17 protein-coding genes and 1 tRNA gene are annotated in these 18,497 nt (G+C 43.0%); 10 read left to right on the top strand and 8 right to left on the bottom strand.

Going from position 1 to position 18,497, the window contains the following annotated elements; all coding sequences use genetic code 11:
- Positions 1–55: 55 nt before the first annotated feature.
- On the top strand, positions 56–1,309 hold the full coding sequence (locus tag BTO09_RS13965; RefSeq protein WP_087525369.1) for a tetratricopeptide repeat protein: 1,254 nt from the start codon (positions 56–58) through the stop codon (positions 1,307–1,309).
- Positions 1,310–1,363: 54 nt separating this feature from the next.
- Here BTO09_RS13965 and BTO09_RS13960 read toward each other — a convergent pair whose 3' ends face one another.
- Both BTO09_RS13960 and BTO09_RS13955 read right to left on the bottom strand, forming a co-directional pair.
- On the bottom strand, positions 1,364–2,113 hold the full coding sequence (locus BTO09_RS13960) for a C40 family peptidase (RefSeq protein ID WP_087525368.1): 750 nt from the start codon (positions 2,111–2,113) through the stop codon (positions 1,364–1,366).
- A gap of 8 nt (positions 2,114–2,121) precedes the next feature.
- Positions 2,122–3,306: an acetyl-CoA C-acyltransferase gene (locus tag BTO09_RS13955; RefSeq protein WP_087525367.1), complete on the bottom strand. Its 1,185-nt coding sequence runs from the start codon at positions 3,304–3,306 to the stop codon at positions 2,122–2,124.
- Positions 3,307–3,443: 137 nt separating this feature from the next.
- On the opposite strand from BTO09_RS13955, the gene BTO09_RS13950 reads away from it, so the two are divergent.
- Positions 3,444–5,492 carry an HD family phosphohydrolase gene (locus BTO09_RS13950; RefSeq protein WP_087525581.1) on the top strand — a complete coding sequence of 683 codons (2,049 nt, stop codon included), beginning with the start codon at positions 3,444–3,446 and terminating at the stop codon, positions 5,490–5,492.
- Between the two features lie 11 nt (positions 5,493–5,503).
- On the opposite strand, the gene BTO09_RS13945 is transcribed toward BTO09_RS13950, so the two are convergent.
- Genes BTO09_RS13945 through BTO09_RS13935 form a run of 3 tightly spaced genes read right to left on the bottom strand, consistent with a single transcriptional unit; the run spans position 5,504 to position 7,083 of the window.
- Positions 5,504–5,923 carry a DUF2452 domain-containing protein gene (locus tag BTO09_RS13945; protein ID WP_087525366.1) on the bottom strand — a complete coding sequence of 140 codons (420 nt, stop codon included), beginning with the start codon at positions 5,921–5,923 and terminating at the stop codon, positions 5,504–5,506.
- Positions 5,924–5,957: 34 nt separating this feature from the next.
- Positions 5,958–6,644 carry a GTP cyclohydrolase I FolE gene (gene folE, locus BTO09_RS13940; protein WP_087525365.1) on the bottom strand — a complete coding sequence of 229 codons (687 nt, stop codon included), beginning with the start codon at positions 6,642–6,644 and terminating at the stop codon, positions 5,958–5,960.
- The gene (locus tag BTO09_RS13935; protein WP_232454970.1) at positions 6,625–7,083 is read right to left on the bottom strand and encodes a 6-carboxytetrahydropterin synthase; all 459 of its coding nucleotides are present in this window, start codon (positions 7,081–7,083) and stop codon (positions 6,625–6,627) included. The genes folE and BTO09_RS13935 overlap by 20 nt, the downstream gene beginning before the upstream one ends.
- 152 nt (positions 7,084–7,235) lie before the next feature.
- Between BTO09_RS13935 and BTO09_RS13930 the strand changes: the two genes are divergently transcribed.
- On the top strand, positions 7,236–7,652 hold the full coding sequence (locus BTO09_RS13930) for a CBS domain-containing protein (protein ID WP_087525364.1): 417 nt from the start codon (positions 7,236–7,238) through the stop codon (positions 7,650–7,652).
- 67 nt (positions 7,653–7,719) lie between these two features.
- Here BTO09_RS13930 and BTO09_RS13925 read toward each other — a convergent pair whose 3' ends face one another.
- Together BTO09_RS13925 and BTO09_RS13920 are read right to left on the bottom strand one after the other, a co-directional pair.
- Complete coding sequence (locus tag BTO09_RS13925; RefSeq protein ID WP_087525363.1) at positions 7,720–9,012, bottom strand: Zn-dependent hydrolase; 1,293 nt, start codon at positions 9,010–9,012, stop codon at positions 7,720–7,722.
- Positions 9,013–10,264: 1,252 nt separating this feature from the next.
- Positions 10,265–10,338 (bottom strand) — tRNA-Arg (locus BTO09_RS13920).
- Positions 10,339–10,517: 179 nt separating this feature from the next.
- Between BTO09_RS13920 and BTO09_RS13915 the strand changes: the two genes are divergently transcribed.
- A complete protein-coding gene (locus BTO09_RS13915; RefSeq protein WP_087525362.1) occupies positions 10,518–10,967 on the top strand; it encodes a hypothetical protein in 450 nt (149 codons plus the stop codon).
- A gap of 68 nt (positions 10,968–11,035) precedes the next feature.
- Positions 11,036–11,785: a DUF5995 family protein gene (locus BTO09_RS13910; RefSeq protein ID WP_087525361.1), complete on the top strand. Its 750-nt coding sequence runs from the start codon at positions 11,036–11,038 to the stop codon at positions 11,783–11,785.
- A gap of 1 nt (position 11,786) precedes the next feature.
- On the opposite strand, the gene BTO09_RS13905 is transcribed toward BTO09_RS13910, so the two are convergent.
- Positions 11,787–12,362, bottom strand: a complete 576-nt coding sequence (locus tag BTO09_RS13905) for a DUF2306 domain-containing protein (RefSeq protein WP_087525360.1) — start codon at positions 12,360–12,362, stop codon at positions 11,787–11,789.
- A gap of 265 nt (positions 12,363–12,627) precedes the next feature.
- Between BTO09_RS13905 and BTO09_RS13900 the strand changes: the two genes are divergently transcribed.
- The 5 genes from BTO09_RS13900 to BTO09_RS13880 all read left to right on the top strand — a co-directional run bounded on the left by BTO09_RS13900 (position 12,628) and on the right by BTO09_RS13880 (position 18,197).
- Positions 12,628–13,323, top strand: coding sequence for a CPBP family intramembrane glutamic endopeptidase (locus BTO09_RS13900; protein WP_087525359.1), 696 nt, complete (start codon positions 12,628–12,630; stop codon positions 13,321–13,323).
- Between the two features lie 164 nt (positions 13,324–13,487).
- Positions 13,488–14,174, top strand: a complete 687-nt coding sequence (locus tag BTO09_RS13895; RefSeq protein WP_087525358.1) for a DUF4386 domain-containing protein — start codon at positions 13,488–13,490, stop codon at positions 14,172–14,174.
- Between the two features lie 886 nt (positions 14,175–15,060).
- Positions 15,061–15,651: a hypothetical protein gene (locus tag BTO09_RS13890; protein WP_087525357.1), complete on the top strand. Its 591-nt coding sequence runs from the start codon at positions 15,061–15,063 to the stop codon at positions 15,649–15,651.
- Between the two features lie 510 nt (positions 15,652–16,161).
- On the top strand, positions 16,162–17,301 hold the full coding sequence (locus BTO09_RS13885; RefSeq protein ID WP_198356493.1) for a tyrosine-type recombinase/integrase: 1,140 nt from the start codon (positions 16,162–16,164) through the stop codon (positions 17,299–17,301).
- A 605-nt stretch (positions 17,302–17,906) separates the two neighbouring features.
- The gene (locus tag BTO09_RS13880) at positions 17,907–18,197 is read left to right on the top strand and encodes a hypothetical protein (RefSeq protein WP_157663531.1); all 291 of its coding nucleotides are present in this window, start codon (positions 17,907–17,909) and stop codon (positions 18,195–18,197) included.
- The last annotated feature ends 300 nt before the right edge of the window (positions 18,198–18,497 follow it).

The following is an 18,497-nucleotide window of genomic DNA, read 5'->3' as shown; positions in this document are numbered from 1 at the left end:
ACAAACAATGAATCGTCTTCCCCAATTGTAAGGCGAGCCATTAAACTTTATTGACATGAAAACACGATTTTTAATTGTTTTATTGATAGCCGGAACTTTGAGCAGCTTTGCGCAAAAGAAAGAGCTACGTGCAGTGAGCAAGGCCCTAAAGGGTGGCGATTATGCAGGAGCTAAGAATTTGCTGAGCACAGTAGAAGGAATGATGGGAGCGCTGAGCGATGATCAAAAGGTAGATTTTTACCTCTATAAAGCTCAGGCCTTATTTATGGATGGAGCCGTTACGGATTCCAACGATATGTTGGCCGCTGCAGAAGCTGTAAAGATGGGTAAAGACCTTGATGGAACGAATCAGGAATTAGCTACTTTGGCTAACAGCATCCGCACCGCCGTTGTAAATAGCGCAGTTGCCGATCAGAACAACAAAGCCTATGAGATGGCTGCTTCTAAATTAGAGGCCATGTATCGCGTGAATCCTCAGGATACTTCCTTCTTGTATTTCGCTGCTTCTAACCTGGTTACCGGTAAGATGTACGACAAAGCTATCGAGTACTACAAAGAGCTTCAAGATCTAGGTTATACCGGAATCACTGAGAAGTACGTAGCTACCGATAAGGAAACTGGCGAGGTAAAAGAATTCAACTCACCAGCAGAGCGTGAGCTTTACGTAAAGAGTGGAGATTTCATTAAGCCAGAGACCGTTAAATCGGAATCTCGTGCTACAGAGATCACTAAGAACATCGCTTTGATCTATGTGAGTCTTGGCCGTAACGAAGAAGCTGTCGCCGCTATGAAGGCCGCTAGAGCCCTTGAGCCAGACGATATGGGTCTGCTTATGACAGAAGCTGACGTTCAGTACAAAATGGGGAACATTGAGCGCTTTAAGGAGCTTATGAACGAAGCTGCAGAAAAAGAGCCAAACAATCCTCAGACCCAATTCAACTTGGGAGTAGTTTCTGCTAAAGCTGGTGACACTGAGGCTGCAAAGCAATACTATATGAAGGCGCTAGAGATCGATCCAGATTTCGCAGACGCTAATATCAACATGGCTTCCTTGATCATTGCTCAAGAAGGAGCTATAGTAGACGAGATGAACAATCTTGGTACTTCTGCTGCAGACAATCGTCGTTATGACGAATTGAAAGCACAGCGCGAACAAGTATACCGCGAAGCTGCGCCTTACTTTGAGAAGGCTAACGCCGCTAAAGAGAATGTGGAGATAGTTCGTACACTAATGAACATCTATTCCATCTTGGGAGACACAGAAAAGTTTAAAGCTAAGAAAGCTCGCTTGGAAGAGCTTGGTGGATAACCAATACATCCCTGCTGTTAAAACCACCGGCCTTTGGCGGTGGTTTTTTTTTGCTTAAACGATGCGTTTTAGCACGCGCAACTTATGGGTATGGGTATTGCGCTCGGCATTGAAGATGCCTGTGTGGTCTAGACGGTCTATTCTAACTTGACCGTGGGCGTGAATGATGTAGTTGTCTTTGAGTACGATACCTACGTGAATGATATCGCCTTCTTTATTATCGAAGAAAGCCAGATCGCCTGGTTCGCATTCTTCTATAAAACTAAAGGCATCTCCTTGCGTAGCCTGCTGACTGGCGTCGCGTTTTAGGCGATAGCCATTGAGTCTGTATACCATTTGGGTGAACCCGCTGCAATCGATCCCGAAAGGCGTTTTTCCACCCCATAAATAAGGGCTGTTCAGATAAAGCAAGGCTGTATTTACTAAATGGGCTTTTTCGATAGTGCCACTTAATGTATTGCCCTCGTGGGTGTGTCCTAAAAGTTCACAAGCGTGTACACAACTGCCAATGGGTATTGGCATAAGTTGTCCATTGCTATGGGTCACAAAATCTACCAGATCTGCACTGAGAACATCAGGGGCCGCACTTAAGGCCTCGTATTGTTCCTTGCTGATGGAGACCAACTGTTTGTTGTCTATCCAGCCTTCGTAAGCATCCCATTCCAGACGGATCTTACTCCATTTGGCACGAGACTCCAACACCTTAAAGTGTTCCCCGTAAAGCACTTGGGTTACCAATTCACTGGTATCCGCAGCAGCTTCTCTAACGGGAACTATACTTAAAGGACAGAGGCCGTAATTCAAGGTGGGATTTAATTAGGATTAGAGATTACCATGGCAGAAGCACCTCCGCCGCCATTACAAATAGCAGCAGCTCCTTTTTTTGCATTGTTTTGTCGTAACACGCTGATCAAGGTAATCAAAATTCGAACACCACTGCATCCTAGCGGATGCCCTAAAGAAACAGCTCCTCCGTGAACATTGACATTGGAATCGTTAAGCCCTAAAAGTTTCATATTGGCCAAGCCAACCACAGCAAAGGCTTCGTTGAATTCAAAAAAGTCAATATCGTCTATACTGACACCTGCTTTGGCCAAGGCCTTGGGTAAGGCTTTTGCAGGAGCCACGGTGAACCATTTAGGCTCGTGGGCTGCATCGGCAAAAGATTCGATCACCGCCAAAGGCGTTAGCCCCATAGCGGCTGCTTTTTCTTCGCTCATTAAAACCACTGCACCTGCACCGTCATTAATGGTAGATGCGTTGGCAGCAGTTACGGTACCGTCCTTGGTAAAGGCCGGTCTTAGTTGTGGCACTTTGTCGAAACGCACATTTTTGTACTCTTCGTCCTCGGCAACAATGATAGGGTCTCCTTTGCGCTGTGGTACGCTTACCGGAACTACCTCGTCTGCAAATTTGCCGGCTTCCCAAGCTGCCGCAGAACGCTCGTAAGATTGAATAGCGAATGCATCTTGCTCTTCTCGGCTAAAATTGTGCTCTGTAGCGCAGAGGTCTGCACAAACACCCATAGCGTTCTGGTCATAGGCATCGACCAGGCCGTCTTTTTGCATACCATCTATCATGGTCTGCGGTCCGAATTTATGCCCTTTACGCAGTGGTAAATAATGCGGAATATTACTCATGCTCTCCATACCTCCGGCAACGACGATCTCTGCATCTCCGGTTTGTATGGCTTGTGCGCCTTGCATAACGGCTTTCATTCCAGAGGCACATACTTTATTCACTGTAGTACAAGGAACATGATCGCCAAGTCCAGCTCCAATGGCCGCTTGGCGTGCAGGAGCTTGTCCAACTCCAGCCTGCACCACATTACCCATAAGTACTTCGTCTACTAAGCTGGGATCGAGCTTGATCTTATCTATCGCGCCTTTAATAGCCACCGAACCTAATTGTGCGGCAGTAAGCGATGAGAGTGACCCCATAAAACTGCCGATAGGCGTTCTGGCCATGGAAACAATAACAACTTTCTTTGTAGACATAACAGTGATTTAGCTAGTTTTTTTGTCCTGCAAAACTACAATTTTTAAAAGGATTCAGCAACCAATTAACAGTCCGGATATTGCTAGCCAAGAGCGTTGGCAAATTCAATTATATGGGTATCTTTGAATTATCTCAGATGGCAAAATTCAAGTTTAACTTCTACAGGAACCAATCCTTACTATACAAAGCGGTATTATTTATCGCAGCCACAGTATTGATTATTTATTTCTTTCCAAAAGGAGGGAAGTTCAAATACGATTATCAAAAAGGACAGGTATGGCAAGACGAGAACTTGTATGCGCCGTTTGACTTCGCCATTAAGAAGGACGCAGAGGCTCTGGCTGCAGAGCAAGAAGAGATCCGCAATAATATCACTCCATATTTTGACTTGGATGCAGGTGTTGCCGAAAGGGTAAAGGCTAACTTTGCCAACCGTCTAGCCGCCAATTATGTGGATTCGCTGAGCAGCTATCCGCAGTCTGTATTGAGCAATTACGGCTTGTCACTCATAGATAAAGTATACGACCCCGGAGTCTTGGGAGAAACAATGCCTTATGCAGCAGACAAAATGGTGTTCTTACGAGAAGGCAACCAAGGATCACGGGTGGCCTTTGGCAGCTTACAAGTATTGGGCGATATAAACACCAACCTTACACAGCAGATCAATGCAAGCGTTTATGCTGCGGATGCAAACCTGCTGCAACAAGCCTTGATCGGCATCTTTGAACCCAATGTTAGCTATAACAAACGTTTTACCGAAACCACGCTAGAAGAAGCCTTGGCGGGAATCTCACCCACCAAGGGTATTGTTGAGGCGGATCGTCGGATCATTGCGCGGGGAGAAGTTGTAGAAGGAGAGAAGTACCAGATATTGGAATCGCTGCGGATGGAATACGAAAGCCAAGTTTGGACCAAGTCCAACTACAATTGGATCGTTTTTGGCTACGCCCTCTTGGTATCATTGGCTCTAATGATGTTGCTTTTGTTCTTGCGCAAATACCGACAAGAGATATTTGCCAACAACACCAAAGTGACCTTTATCTTTTTCAATATAGTACTCATGGTTCTCTTGACCACTTTGGTGGTAAAGTATGACCCTAAATACGTCTATGTAGTACCACTTTGTGTGCTTCCGTTAATTCTCAAAGCCTTTTTTGATCCTAGATTGGGACTGTTTGTCCATGTACTTACCGTTTTACTGCTGGGCTTTATCGTGCCCAATAGTTTTGAGTATATGTTCTTGCAGATCATTGCGGGTATAGTTACCATACTTACCGTTTCTGAGCTGTATAAGCGGGCCAATCTCTTTATATCAGTTGGACAGATCACCATCATATATATGTTGGGCTATTTTGCCTTTAATGTGATACACGAAGGCGGTATTTCTGGTTTGGATGAGTTGACCTTTGGCTACTTTATACTCGCAGGATTGGCGACCTTACTGTCTTATCCGCTTATTTATTTTTATGAGAAGATCTTCGGATTGGTGTCTGATGTGTCGCTGCTCGAGCTTAGCGATACCAATTCCAAATTGCTCAAAGAACTCTCCGATAAGGCTCCCGGAACTTTTCACCACTCCCTGAACGTGGCGAATTTGGCAGAAGCCGCGGCCAATGAAATTGGGGCCAACGCTATGCTTATTCGTGTTGGAGCCTTGTACCACGATATCGGGAAAATGGCCAATCCTACCTATTTTACAGAGAATCAGGCTACGGCGGTAAACTCTCACGACGATCTGGAACCGGCCGAAAGTGCACGTATTATCATTGATCATGTTATAAAGGGAATAGAGATTGCCAAAAAGAATAACCTGCCAGACCGAGTGATCGACTTTATAAGAACCCACCACGGAACAAGCTTGGTGTATTACTTCTACAAAAAGCAACAAGAAAAAGAAGGTGACGAAATAGACACAGCACCTTTCCGCTATCCTGGGCCGATTCCGTTTAGCAAGGAGACTGCAATACTAATGATGGCAGACAGTGTAGAAGCGGCTAGTAAGAGTTTAAAAGAACCGACCTATACCAAGATCGAGGCCTTTGTAGAGAATATTGTGAGCAAGCAAATGGAACAAGGACAGTTCCTAAATGCCAATATTACCTTTAAAGAAATTCAAACGGTTAAAAAGGTACTTAAAAAGAAGCTCTCTAATATCTATCACTTGCGGGTAGAATATCCGGAGTAAAAAGCGCAAGACTATTCTTCTGAGGCTGCGCGCTGTACTTCTTCCCACATGCGGTCTGCATTGATCCGATAGCTGCCCACATAATCAAAATTACATTCCTCTGGTCTTATGATAGACAAGAAAGGCTGCATTTGGCTATCGCGATACAAATGATAGACTTGGCCCAATTGCGGCTCAAAACTGAATTTGGCATTATAGACCAATTGATTGCGCTCGTACTGCTGGGTGAGTTCTTGATACTGTTTGTGGATATCCTCGAACTTGGCCTTAAAGCGCTCGTTCACTGTTTTTACACTGGCTAATTTCCAGCCAGAATTGTCTGCGGCAGTAATAGCAGGAGCACCTACATTAGTGGCATAAGGTTTAAGAGCAGCGTCATAGCGCTGCTCTTCTTCGTTATAGACTACGTTGTCCGGTTTTTTAGCTGCCATAGGGGTAAAGGTAGCAAAAACGTCTTTGTATGATTTATAAGCCTTGGATGTAATTCTGCAATTCTGCGATGCGCTCCGGGCTGTTAAAAGCTCCGCCGTAATAAGAAGTAACGGTAGAGGAGGTATCGTCCTTAACACCACGCGAAGACACACAGAGGTGTTTGGCATCTATGATAACAGCTACATCTTTAGTATCTAAGGCAGTGACCAGTTCTCTAGCGATCTGATTGGTAAGACGCTCTTGAACCTGTGGTCGCTTGGCATAGTATTGAACAATGCGATTCAACTTAGATAGACCAATGACCTTGCCAGAAGAAATGTAGGCAACATGAGCCTTTCCAACGATAGGAACAAAGTGATGCTCACAGTTGGAGTAGAAACTGATGTTCTTTTCTACCAGCATCTGGTTGTATTGGTACTTGTTATCAAAAAGCGCTACACGAGGTTTGTTCTTTGGGTCGAGTCCGCAGAAAATCTCATCGATATACATTTTGGCCACACGCTCTGGCGTGCCTTGCAAGCTGTCGTCTGTAAGATCTAGTCCCATGACATCCATGATCTGAGCGAAAAGCTTTGCGATCTGGGCCTTCTTTTCGTTATCTGAAAGCGCAAAGGCATCTTCGCGCATGGGGGTTTCTATTCCAGTATAGAGGTGATCGTCACCAATTTCTTCGGTAGAGAATCCGTTAAGTTTATGACCGTTAATAAGGGTATTCAACATAATTTCTCGGTGTTTCGTAAAGGGTGATTTTTAATTCGGTGTCTAGGGGCAATTGCACTTTGAGCAATTCGTAGATAACACGGGCAATATTTTCTGCCGTGGGGTTCAAATTACTGAATTCCGCAACTTCTAAGTTGAGATTCTTATGATCAAATCGCTCCAAGATCTGTTCTTTTATAAGGTCTGAAAGCACTTTGGCGTCCATAACATAACCGGTTTCCGGGTCACAATAGCCTATTACCTTCACTTCCAATTCATAATTGTGGCCGTGATAGTGCGGGTTGTTGCATTTGCCAAAAACCGCTTGGTTCTTGGCTTCACTCCAGTTTGGGTTATGCAAACGGTGTGCCGCGTTGAAATGTTCTCTGCGAACTATGGCGGTCTTTAGCGCCGTTGGTCTTTCTAAAAGGGCTGAACTGCCTAGCATGGTGGTTTTCATCAGCATTATTTTTAGTAAAGATAGTTTATTGTTTAACTAAAAGTGTTAAAGATTAAACAAAATTTATCTATAGAACCATTACAGCTGACAATGGTCATAGTTTTTGGGGTACTTTCCCGCTAGATTTGAAATAGAACCTTAGAAATCACAACATGAAAAAAAGAGAACCCATTTCAAAGATTATGACCCCGAACATTAAAACGGTGAATCAAACCAACACGCTTTACGATGTAAAGGATATGCTAGAAGAAGAACAATTTCATCACGTGCCTGTGGTGAGCGGCGATAAAGTAGTTGGGATGCTATCTAAAACAGATCTTCAGAAGATTAGTTTTATTAATACAGTGGATGGACAGGGACTCACTACCGCTATGTACGATGCACTAACCATTGAACAGGTTATGACCAAAGATGTGGAGACCGTGCAAAAGACAGATACCATTCACGATGTGGCTGTTACCTTGGCCAAAAACCAATTTCACGCCCTCCCGGTAATGGATGGCGATAAATTAACGGGAATTGTAACAACTACCGATTTGATTGATTATCTGATAGAGCAGTACAACTAGTATTGCAGTTCCACAGCCGGATGAGAAGACCCGTTTACTGGGGGTGAGCGGGTCTGTTCTTTTTACTTTATTTAGGAGCGTCTAACTTAAGAATGGTGCTCAGCAATACATTTGCTCCATTGGCTATATCTGCTGCGGACGAGAATTCCTGCGGAGAATGACTGATGCCCGCCTTACTTGGAATGAATATCATTGCCGTTGGAGTTATGATAGCCATGTCTTGAGCGTCATGCCCCGCGCCGCTTGGCATGTACATATAAGACAGCTCGAGTTCCTTCGCAGAGGCCTCGATGATCTCTTGTATCTCTGGATCGGTCAAGGCTGGTTTGCCAGTGGTGCTCAAGGCTTCAAATTCAATTTTTACTCCAGATTCTTCGGCGATCACAGCCGCCTTTTCCTTTATGATGTTGAAAAGCTGCTGTATGACTGCAGTAGAAAGGTCTCTAATTTCTAAGGACAAGACCACTTGGCCTGGAATCACATTGGGTGCGCCGGGGTAAGCAGAAATCCGCCCCACAGTTGCTACCTGTCTACCCGCTAAGCTCAAGGCAGATTCATTGGTTGCCTGTATGAATTTGGCTGCCGCTAGTAAGGCATCCTTGCGATTGTTCATAGGTGTTGTTCCGGCATGATTGGCAAAGCCGGAAAAGGTTACATCCCACCAATTAAGTCCCACTATACCTTCTACAATGCCAATATCTATTCCTTCTTGATCTAGATTGCCTCCTTGTTCTATATGCAGCTCCAGAAAGGCCAAGAGGTTCTTCCCGGATCTTACTACTTCATTTAGTCTGTCAGGATCGCCTCCGAGTCGCTTAATACCTGCTCCCATAGAATAGCCTGTACTGTTCACAACTGACAAGGCTTCTTGGGGAAGTTCCCCGCTAATTGCTCTACTACCCATCACTCCGCCTTCTTCATTGGAGAATATAATTACCTCTAGCGGATGATTGGTAACGATCTTATTCTCGTTTAAGATGTTGATGAGTTCAATGGCTGCCAAGGAGCCCACACAGCCATCGTAATTCCCGCCATTGGGCACCGTGTCTATATGTGAACCAAAGGCGATGGTAGGCAGTGAATTATCTTTTCCTGGGCGTTTCCCGATAATGTTTCCGGCAAAGTCTATGTAAACTTCCAAGCCGGCATTTTTCATGAGTTTTATGACAAATTCCCGACCTTGAATATCGGCATCGCTAAAAGCCACACGCTGGGTTCCTTTATCGTCAATACCAATTTTGCCCAGATCTAAAATACTAGCTTCTAGTCTTTTGGTGTTTACTTTTACAGGTTCTTGTGACAGCAACGAAACAGGGGAGAGTAGCAATATTATGCCCAACAGATTGCAGATGGCTTTCATAATTCTTTGGTTAGATGGTTAATGGCTTTTCGGTAAAATAAACCTCGGTATTACAGAGGAGTAGTTCGAAATGAGCAGCTTAGCCAAATTTATTGAATTATTCCTGATTGTGGACAATTGAGTGAGCTACACGGCGGTAGCCGCCTGGGACCGTCTGGACTACTGTTATTACAGGATTCTTTGCTGCGCGAAGTTCCTTTGCCATCCCACCAGAAAATGCAAACCTATGCAAGCTTCGCTTGATCACTAACGGATTACTCGGCGTTGCCTCGTGATCCTACAACGCTCCGCGATCACTAACGGATTACTCGCTCATTGGCCTCCCTAGCCTTCGGCGAAGGAGGCTCGCTCGTGATCCTTTGTCATCCCACCAGAAAATGCAATCCTATGCAAGCTTCGCTTGATCACTAACGGATTACTCGGCTTTGCCTCGTGATCCTACAACGCTCCGCGATCACTAACGGATTACTCGCTCATTGGCCTCCCTAGCCTTCGGCGAAGGAGGCTCGCTCGTGATCCTTTGTCATCCCACCAGAAAATGCAATCCTATGCAAGCTTCGCTTTCATGGTTTTCTCTTCGCCCGCACATACAAGAGTAAACTCTTGACGTGCTTGCAAAAAGAAAACCCTTGCATTTTCTGCAAGGGTTTACGCTTTAAGTGATCGCGAACAGGCTAGTGAACGGTATTTTGCTTGCAAAATCAATTGTCCGGGGGACAATTGAGTGAGCTACACGGCGGTAGCCGCCTGGGACCGTCTGGACTACTGTTATTACAGGATTCTTTGCTGCGCGAAGTTCCTTTGCCATCCCACCAGAAAATGCAAACCTATGCAAGCTTCGCTTGATCACTAACGGATTACTCGGCGTTGCCTCGTGATCCTGCAACGCTCCGCAATCACTAACGGATTACTCGGCGTTGCCTCGTGATCCTGCAACGCTCCGCAATCACTAACGGATTACTCGGCGTTGCCTCGTGATCCTTTACCATCCCGCCAGAAAATGCAAACCATATACGGTCATCGAGTGATTTGCGAAGCAAATAGTATCGAGATGACATTTAGGATTACTCGCTCATTGGCCTCCGTAGCCTTCGGCAAAGGAGGCTCGCTCAACATCCTGCAACGCTCCGCAATCACTAACGGATTACTCGGCGTTGCCTCGTGATCCTACAACGCTCCGCGTTGAAAATCCCACAAACAAAAAAACGCTCAAGCGAGGCTTGGCGTTTTTTCTAATTGTGTGATTTATTCGTGATCGCGCCAGGATTCGAACCTGGGACCGTCTGCTTAGAAGGCAGATGCTCTATCCAGCTGAGCTACGCGACCGGTTAACTCGGGCGCAAATATACAATTTACGAATATTTTACCGCATATAGCCAATAGAATTTTTGAAAAGGATTCCGCGGTTTTTTCAATTGGTGGGCGGATTGAATTTTGATCAAATGTTAATTTTTTTTCGTAACTTAAACTAAGTCAATCGCTTCATTATCAACTAATACGTCAACATGAAAAAAGTAAGTATCCTTCTCGCAACAATGATTTGTGGCGCTGTTTTTATGGCCACGAACAAAAATGAAGATGCAAAATTGGAAGAATCCCTGCGTGGGGTTTGGGAATTGAAGCATCAGACCTTCTATGAAAGTAATATGGTAACCGATACCATGTACAATCTCAACGGATACCGCCAGGTAAAAATGTATAGCAAAGGCCATATTATGTGGACCCGTTACGATGCTACAGACACCAACGATTGGTTTGGCTATGGAACTTATGAGGTAAAGGACGGTATGCTCGTCGAGTATATCGAGTACGGATCTAAAGAAATGATGAAAGCCTTAGACACCGTTAGACAGTTCGAGTTTAGATTGCTTATGGACAACAATACCTTTAGTCAAGTAGCCTACGACGATGAAGGCAATGCGACCTTTGCAGAGAATTATGTCAAGATAGAGTAGGACCGATTTGAACAGGCTCATTTTATCAATACTCCCCAACAAACTATTTAATTGATATTTGCAGTTGTATGGGAGCAACCACTATTGATGCTGTAATTGCAGCACTGAATGACATTGTTGATAAAGCCGTAATAGAGGAAGATCCTGTAGGCTATTTTGCTGCCTTGTATTTAAAGGTTACCCAGCGTGTAAAAGATAAGATCGCACAGGGATATTTTGACGACAATCCGCGAATGGAAAGGCTAGACGTGGTCTTTGCCAATCGGTATTTAGAAGCTTACCACAATTACAAACAAGGCCAACCCTCTACCCAGAGTTGGGAATTGGCCTTTAATGCTACTGAAGCACAAAAGGTGATCGTCTTGCAACACCTTTTGGCCGGAATGAATGCGCATATCAACCTAGACTTGGGAGTTGCAGCCGCTACTATAACTACGCCTGTTAATATTGCTGACCTGCAGGGCGATTTCAATAAAATCAATGAAGTTTTAGCAGAACTCTTGGAAGAGGTAGAGCAAAGTCTGGCTCGGATTTGGCCAGGCTTGTTGTGGATCTTACAAAAAACACGTAAAGTAGACGACTTTCTAATCAATTTCTCTATGACTTTGGCCCGAGATGGCGCTTGGGAGTTTGCCAATGAGTACGTAGTGCTAGAGGCTGAGGAGCGGCGATTAGCTTTGTTACAGCGCGACGAGCGCATTGCCAATTTTGGCAAGAAATTGCTGAGACCGGGACGAATAGAACGCTTTGTATTTTGGATAATACGCCTGAGTGAGCGCGGCCCTGTAAGTCAAAAGATACGCGATCTGCTGGATTGAGTTATTCGAGATTCTTAATACGCCACTCGATAAACACAAGGTTGGGGACCCAACACAGAAAGGACAGATAGGAGTAATAGTCGTTAAATGGGATTCCCATAGCCGCACCCAATCCCAAATAAATTCTAAAGGTCACAAAGGCAAAACAAAAGGCATAACTGCGCATCATCCAGCGTTGATGCTTGTCTATTTGACGCTTTCTTATACTGGTATAGGCGACCCAAGTAGTAATGAGCCAACCCAATGCCAGACAAATGAAACCCGCCTTGGAATACCAGGCGCCCGAAGCGTAAAAACCAGCGACCAATCCGGCTAAACCACTAGGGATAACGGTGAATACGTAGAGCTTACCGAGGTTTCTGTGAAGCTTTAAATTTCGAGCTCTGAACCCTTTGAAAAACTGAGTGCTACCCGCTAAAATGGCTACAGCTCCAAGTAAGACATGAACCATGAACATGGGAATATACCAGGAAGTTTGTAGCACGGCTTCTGGCTTACTACCAAATAATCCTTGTTGTCCTGAAGCGAAGGCAAAAACAAAAGGGTAGAAGCCTGTGATTATGGCCAATAATGCCATAAGCCCCAGACCGAATCGAATGGCTTTAGGTGTTTTTGTCGTGCGTTAGTTGATCAATTCTCAATTTAGGGAATTTTTAGAAATGATGATATTTATGAATTCAGTGCCGATAAGGAGTATATATTTAATACCATCCGCAGCAATTAAAAGAACAATAGAATTTCTGGCTACGGGAGAATAAAAGCGTTGCCAGAGTACCAATAATCAAAACTATTTTCACGACGACTTGTAACGCAAGAGCGCTGACTTGCGTCTTACACACGGAATGAATCAAGAACTAACTATCAAACAAACTAACTACCAAGGATTTCTTTTTGACATTATTCTGTATCTAACAGTGATGTTTTTAATACGGGAGCTATACTTTACTGAGCTGCCCTTTATTGCCAACGGTTTACTATGGTCTAGTGCGACTTTAATAGTAGCGATGTGGCGCATGCGAGTCCGCAGCATGACTTGGAAAGACCTTGGATTACGAAAACCGGAGAGCTGGTTAAGAACACTACTTGTAACCCTGGGCATCTTAGTAGCTATTCCCATTCTGATCATCCTTTTTCAACAGATCTCGGAAATGCTGTCTATTAGCTTAGCCGCAGATACTTCTGCAGAAGATGCGGTCGCCAAATTTGGAGATCTAAAAGACAATTGGGGACATTTCTTTGCGATCATTCCTTTTATCTTGATCCAATCTGCCTTAGAGGAACTTTTAGATAGGGGATTTCTGATCACCTGGTTTGAAAAGCTGTTCTCTAAAACCGGGTTTGCCACCCTTATTGCTGTATTGCTGCAGGCTCTGATCTTTGGGTTCAGACATTCCTACGATATATCGGAAAGATCTATAACTGTCGCTATAATTGGCCTGGTCATGGGAATTGCCTATGTTAAGTTCGGCAGGAATCTTTGGCCTTTGATCATAGCGCATTGTGTGCTCAATACGGCTTCTATGTTGGGGAAGGTGTAATGTTGTAGGCAACAAAAGATGGCTACAACATTTTTCAAGAAGTAATCGGCTATTCAGCTTTAAGATCTAAACTAATTTAAACACTAGGCAACCTTAGTTGCAATTATTGCGTCTATCTAAGTAGAGACAGTCTCTAGCTATACAAATCAATCAAAAACACAAAGATGCATTCTAATTTAAAATTAGGCCGAATAACAGGTGCTTTACTGTTGTTCGTCTTTATCTCTGGCGTAGTAATATTTCAAGTATTACAAGGCCCTGTGCTGTTTTCGGACCAATATTTAACTGCCACTGCCGCGCACTCAGATCAAGTTATAAGCTCCATGGTTCTGGGCATTTTTAACGGCATAGTTTCTATTGCCATTGCGACTATCTTATTGCCCACCTTTAAGAAATACCACAGGTCCTTGGCTTATCTGTACTTCGCCTTTTGCATTTTAAATTTCATCTCAATAATGATAGATAATGTTAGTGTGGCATCACTTTTGGAATTGAGTAAGATCTATGTAAATGGCAGTACCGATGAATCGCTGGTCACCTTAGGGGCACTTGCTTATGAGCGCCATTTTTGGACTCATTATTTCTATCTGCTTATTTCTTGCTTCCCAGTTTTTGTGTTTTACTACATGCTCTATCTGTCAAGACTTGTTCCAAAGATTCTTTCGGTTTTTGGCCTAGTGGCGGTACTGCTTATGTTTATTGGGGAGTTGGCCTCTATTTATGGCAGCAGTATAAGCATGAACATGCTTTTACCCATTGGACTGGTTCAATTAGTACTTCCGGTTTGGTTACTTTTTAAGGGCTTTAGCACGCCTAAAGCAGCGCCTGAGTTGGCTGAATCAGTTGAGTAGAAGTTTCGTATTAGACCACGTGAATTGGAAGCATGCTTGTAATAGTAATTCTTAGGTGATATAATGGCGCCCCAAGAAGTAGCACTGCGTTTACTTCTTGACCGCGCTCTTCGCAGTACACGGTACTTAGCTGCGATCGCTGGCGCGGGAGCAGCTGATAGTACACAGTCCAAACTAACAACAAAAAAAGGGAAACAACTGCTGCTGTTTCCCTTGCCTGTCTGGTTCTGCTACTAAATTCATTAGTTTAGGTAATAGATCTCGTGATTGTGTAAAAATCTGGAACCACGCTGCCTGTAGGCTTCTATTACGAATCGTTTAGATTCCAGAATGTGCTTGTTTATGAGCTTTTTCATGGCGCTAACTGTTTGCTGATTGATGTGCTGTCTTTATCGCTACTAGCGACTGTAGTTCCTGTAATTGGACCATTGTACTCCTTTGCTGCTGATTCCTGTTGAGAAATAACGTCCTGTTCTTTTTGTGGTGATTGATGAGTTCATGATTTAATGATTTTAATGTTCGTTAATTGATTTAAGAATGTTTGGTAAACTTAGTTTTAGCTTGCCGCTTCGCGGGTACCTCACTCAAACATCCACTGGATGTTTGGTTTTTCAAGTAAAAACTTCGTTCGGTAATGTTCGTTTTAAAATTGATTTAATTGATTTGATGTACACCTTATAGACGTCACAAAATTCAGAATGTTACAGTACTATGTATAAAAAGGTACTGTTTTATAGAAAATTTAACAGTTGATCTATCTGGAGGGGGTAGGGGGAAACAAATCGAACTGAATTATTTACAAACAAGGCCTTCTAGTGTGTAAGAAAAATCAAGGTTTGTACTATCTTTAATGACTCTACAATAATCAAATTACAATACAAGATATATGCGAATATTTCTCATTTTACTCTTTTTAACCCTTTCTACCACTACAGTAATAGGGCAATTTGGAGACCCCTACAGAAGGGCTAAGGTGGTTCTAAAATCTGGAGAGCAACTCAATGGAGAAGGCAAATTCAAAAACAAGGGTTATAAGTTCAAGGAAAATGAAATGGCCAAGCCAGAAACCATTGCTTATGAAGACATCGATTATTTGAGTATAACAGATGGCAATTTAGACAAAAGGGTCTATCGGTTTTATCAATTTAACGGCCGTAAGAAATACCTTAAACTAGAACTGGTCATTCCTGGCGAAAAATTGGAGCTCTATGTATATCAGTACAATATAAATTCCTCTGGAGCCGGCGGTATTTCATTTGGACAAACCGTAACCAAGTTCTACCTAAAGAAACCAGAAGATGATAAACCGGTCTATATGGGCCTATATGAACCTGTAGCCAACCAACTCAAAGTGAGGGTGTTAGAATACTTTCAAGATTGTCCTTCCTTGATTGAAAAGGTAGAGAACAAAGACTTTAGAATGCGTGATGGCCTATGGCAAATTGTGGAATATTACAATGAGACTTGTGGTCATTGAAGTAGTGTTTAGGATAACGCCAAATCGAAAACCAATATTGATGACGTTAACATGCAAACTATCTTATCAAAATACCCTCTAATCTACCTTTTGCTCTTCTTTTTTGGGTGTTTGGTTCTAGGTCTAGAACTTGGCGAAGTTTATAAATCAGACTTTCCAACTGAACCTTTAAAGTACTGGCTTAAAATCTCTGGTTTGGTTTTTACCCTAGTGCTTTCGGTGTTTTTCTTTTACCGCTTTTTAAGGTCAAGGCGTGGTAAAAAATCTCAGAACTAAAATCTTGAGGATTGTTTAGTTGTGGTTATGGTGTATTTATAATGTCCCTTTTTTGATTAAAATTATTCTAACCTGATCGTATTGGTCGTGTCAAGTTTGTGTAATACATTCATGAATCTGGACAAACATTAATAGTCTTGCTAGCTGAGTTTCTGTAGTTTTTATGGAATCTATCTGATACTAAACTGCATGAAGGTCACTCTTAAGCCAATAATACATCAAGGTCAATCCTGTATGGCGATCCAGTTTGTCTATACGTATTCGCTTAAACAGTATATCAAAGAATTCCCGGGGGTTTATTGGTCCAGTAAAAAGCGTTGTTTCTACCTTTTTTATTTGGAGACGCGAATTGACGCGTTTAAACAATATATGTTAGCCGGAGGCTATACGGTTAGTATTTATCAGATTGAGAGTGTTCAGCGAAGATCCAAGGGTGTCAAAATAATTCAAAAAGGGCTCTCCTTTGAAAAAACCGAAGTGCACCGACAGTTTATTGACTTTTTAGGCGGACGCAGATACAGTAAAAATACCATTGCAGTTTACGGCGGATTCATTTTGGATTTCTTGCGTTATACTGGCGATACAGACACTACAGAGCTCGGCGCAGAGGACGTAAGAGAATATCTGGAATGGACCGTAAAACACTTAAAATATTCCATAAGCACCCACCGACAAGCCGTTAGTGCACTGAAACTCTTTGCTTACTTCTATCCGGAATGCTCCATAGACGGCGAAGAGATCCCCATGCCCAAAAAAGATAAAAAACTGCCTGTGGTGTTAAGCCCAGAAGAGGTGATTGCACTATTGCAGGTAACCAAAAATTTAAAGCACAGGGCTGCGCTGGCCATGCTATACGGATCTGGTTTAAGGATAGGGGAGCTATTAAATCTAAAGCTGTCTAATTTTGATTTTGACAGGAGGCTGTTGCATGTGAGAAACTCCAAGGGCCGCAAGGACAGATACGCTTCCATAGCAGAAAGCTGCATACCCTTATTGCAAAGCTATTATATGGCTTTTCAGCCCAAGGTATATTTTATTGAAAACCCAAAGGGTGGACAATACAACCCCAATAGTGTGCGTAGGTTTTTAAAAATAAGTTGTGAACGCGCAGGGATCACTAAACGGGTAACGCCACATACCCTGCGCCATAGCTATGCCACGCATTTACTCGAGAACGGGACAGATATTCGTTACATACAAGAGTTACTCGGTCACAGCCGACCAGAAACAACTATGGTCTATACCCATGTGCAACGCAAGGACCTGCAGTCTATACGCTCGCCTCTAGACCAAATGCTGATGGATGCAAAAAATACACCTCCCGAAATCGCACCTAAAAAAAATGTGTTAATATGGCCTGGTTTCGGTATATGATTAATAATTTAGGGGATATAACGAGTTGCAGTGCATAAAAAGCCACTCGCAGGATTTTAAAGCGCCTTTCTGGAAGGTTTCATAGGAATTTAACACGGGCTGAATATCTGGGCAAACGGCTTTCGCCCAAGTTGGGGAATCTTCTCAAGTGTGTGCGATTTACAATCGTTGAAAGTGATACTTTCAAAACGTTGTCACGTACAAACACTTGATTAAGTTACCCAAGTTAGCTGGGCTTATCAAGCCCAATTAGCACAGATTTATAAATTCAGCCAAGTTTATAAATGCGTGCCTTGATTACCTTCCACCTTGCGTATACAGGCCCATATACTAAGTATATACTCCATATACAGTAAAGGCCGAAAGCTCTTTAAAGCGTTTGCATAGTTTGGCGGTGGCTTTTTACGACGCAAAATTTTAACGCTCTCCTGGCGGATCGCTAATTTTACTCACAACAACTAAGTATATAAAAAATGCGCTTTTGCTATATTTACAATCTCCCCAGTAAATTATTAATTAATCCAGCTGATAGATTCTGCGGTGATTTTAAGTCGCGCACTATTTATATACTGGAACGTTGGCAAACATTCTGTAAAAAGATCGTAATGAACGAAGCTGAATTAGCTAAGAGTGTTAAAAAAGAATACAACCAAGTGAACTGGTTCTTCGCCGTAATTGGAACAATGTTAACGATCTTCGGTTTTTATAAATTTTTCAATTTAAATTCTGAGGTTGTTGTTAGTTTGAGACATTTACAACCATCTATAAAGAATGGATTGTTTACAGCATTGATTGGCCTTTTATTTTTGGTTATTTTGATCTATCGGATAGTTAAGAAAAGGAAACTGCTGAAGCAACTAATTAGAATGGAGCAGAACGATCAAATAGATAAATAAGTCTATGAACGTTAGCCAACAACGCATAAACGCCAACGCTCACAAGGCCAGGGTGAAAGAGAAGAAAATTTAATTTAAAAAGATAAAACGTTACGTTTAGCGCGCGTCGGAGGGTTCGCACGGCGTTTATACGGGGACGTTGCAGTGCATAAAAAGCCACTCGCAGGATTTTAAAGCGCCTTTCTGGAAGGTTTCATAGGAATTTAACACGGGCTGAATATCTGGGCAAACGGCTTTCGCCCAAGTTGGGGAATCTTCTCAAGTGTGTGCGATTTACAATCGTTGAAAGTGATACTTTCA

It is taken from the genome of Gilvibacter sp. SZ-19 (assembly GCF_002163875.1).
Lineage (GTDB): Bacteria > Bacteroidota > Bacteroidia > Flavobacteriales > Flavobacteriaceae > Gilvibacter.
The sequence above is the reverse complement of the archived record's forward strand: the minus strand, read 5'-3'. Positions and strand labels throughout refer to the sequence as shown.

Bases quoted from the DNA above. Each gene is read 5' to 3' on its own strand.
- BTO09_RS13965 (WP_087525369.1), top strand. From the start codon at position 56: ATGAAAACACGATTTTTAATTGTTTTATTGATAGCCGGAACTTTGAGC.
- BTO09_RS13955 (WP_087525367.1), bottom strand. From the start codon at position 3,306: ATGTCTACAAAGAAAGTTGTTATTGTTTCCATGGCCAGAACGCCTATC.
- BTO09_RS13950 (WP_087525581.1), top strand. From the start codon at position 3,444: ATGGCAAAATTCAAGTTTAACTTCTACAGGAACCAATCCTTACTATAC.
- BTO09_RS13945 (WP_087525366.1), bottom strand. From the start codon at position 5,923: ATGGCAGCTAAAAAACCGGACAACGTAGTCTATAACGAAGAAGAGCAG.
- folE (WP_087525365.1), bottom strand. From the start codon at position 6,644: ATGTTGAATACCCTTATTAACGGTCATAAACTTAACGGATTCTCTACC.
- BTO09_RS13935 (WP_232454970.1), bottom strand. From the start codon at position 7,083: ATGAAAACCACCATGCTAGGCAGTTCAGCCCTTTTAGAAAGACCAACG.
- BTO09_RS13930 (WP_087525364.1), top strand. From the start codon at position 7,236: ATGAAAAAAAGAGAACCCATTTCAAAGATTATGACCCCGAACATTAAA.
- BTO09_RS13925 (WP_087525363.1), bottom strand. From the start codon at position 9,012: ATGAAAGCCATCTGCAATCTGTTGGGCATAATATTGCTACTCTCCCCT.
- BTO09_RS13915 (WP_087525362.1), top strand. From the start codon at position 10,518: ATGAAAAAAGTAAGTATCCTTCTCGCAACAATGATTTGTGGCGCTGTT.
- BTO09_RS13910 (WP_087525361.1), top strand. From the start codon at position 11,036: ATGGGAGCAACCACTATTGATGCTGTAATTGCAGCACTGAATGACATT.
- BTO09_RS13905 (WP_087525360.1), bottom strand. From the start codon at position 12,362: ATGGCATTATTGGCCATAATCACAGGCTTCTACCCTTTTGTTTTTGCC.
- BTO09_RS13900 (WP_087525359.1), top strand. From the start codon at position 12,628: ATGAATCAAGAACTAACTATCAAACAAACTAACTACCAAGGATTTCTT.
- BTO09_RS13895 (WP_087525358.1), top strand. From the start codon at position 13,488: ATGCATTCTAATTTAAAATTAGGCCGAATAACAGGTGCTTTACTGTTG.
- BTO09_RS13890 (WP_087525357.1), top strand. From the start codon at position 15,061: ATGCGAATATTTCTCATTTTACTCTTTTTAACCCTTTCTACCACTACA.
- BTO09_RS13885 (WP_198356493.1), top strand. From the start codon at position 16,162: ATGGCGATCCAGTTTGTCTATACGTATTCGCTTAAACAGTATATCAAA.
- BTO09_RS13880 (WP_157663531.1), top strand. From the start codon at position 17,907: ATGAACGAAGCTGAATTAGCTAAGAGTGTTAAAAAAGAATACAACCAA.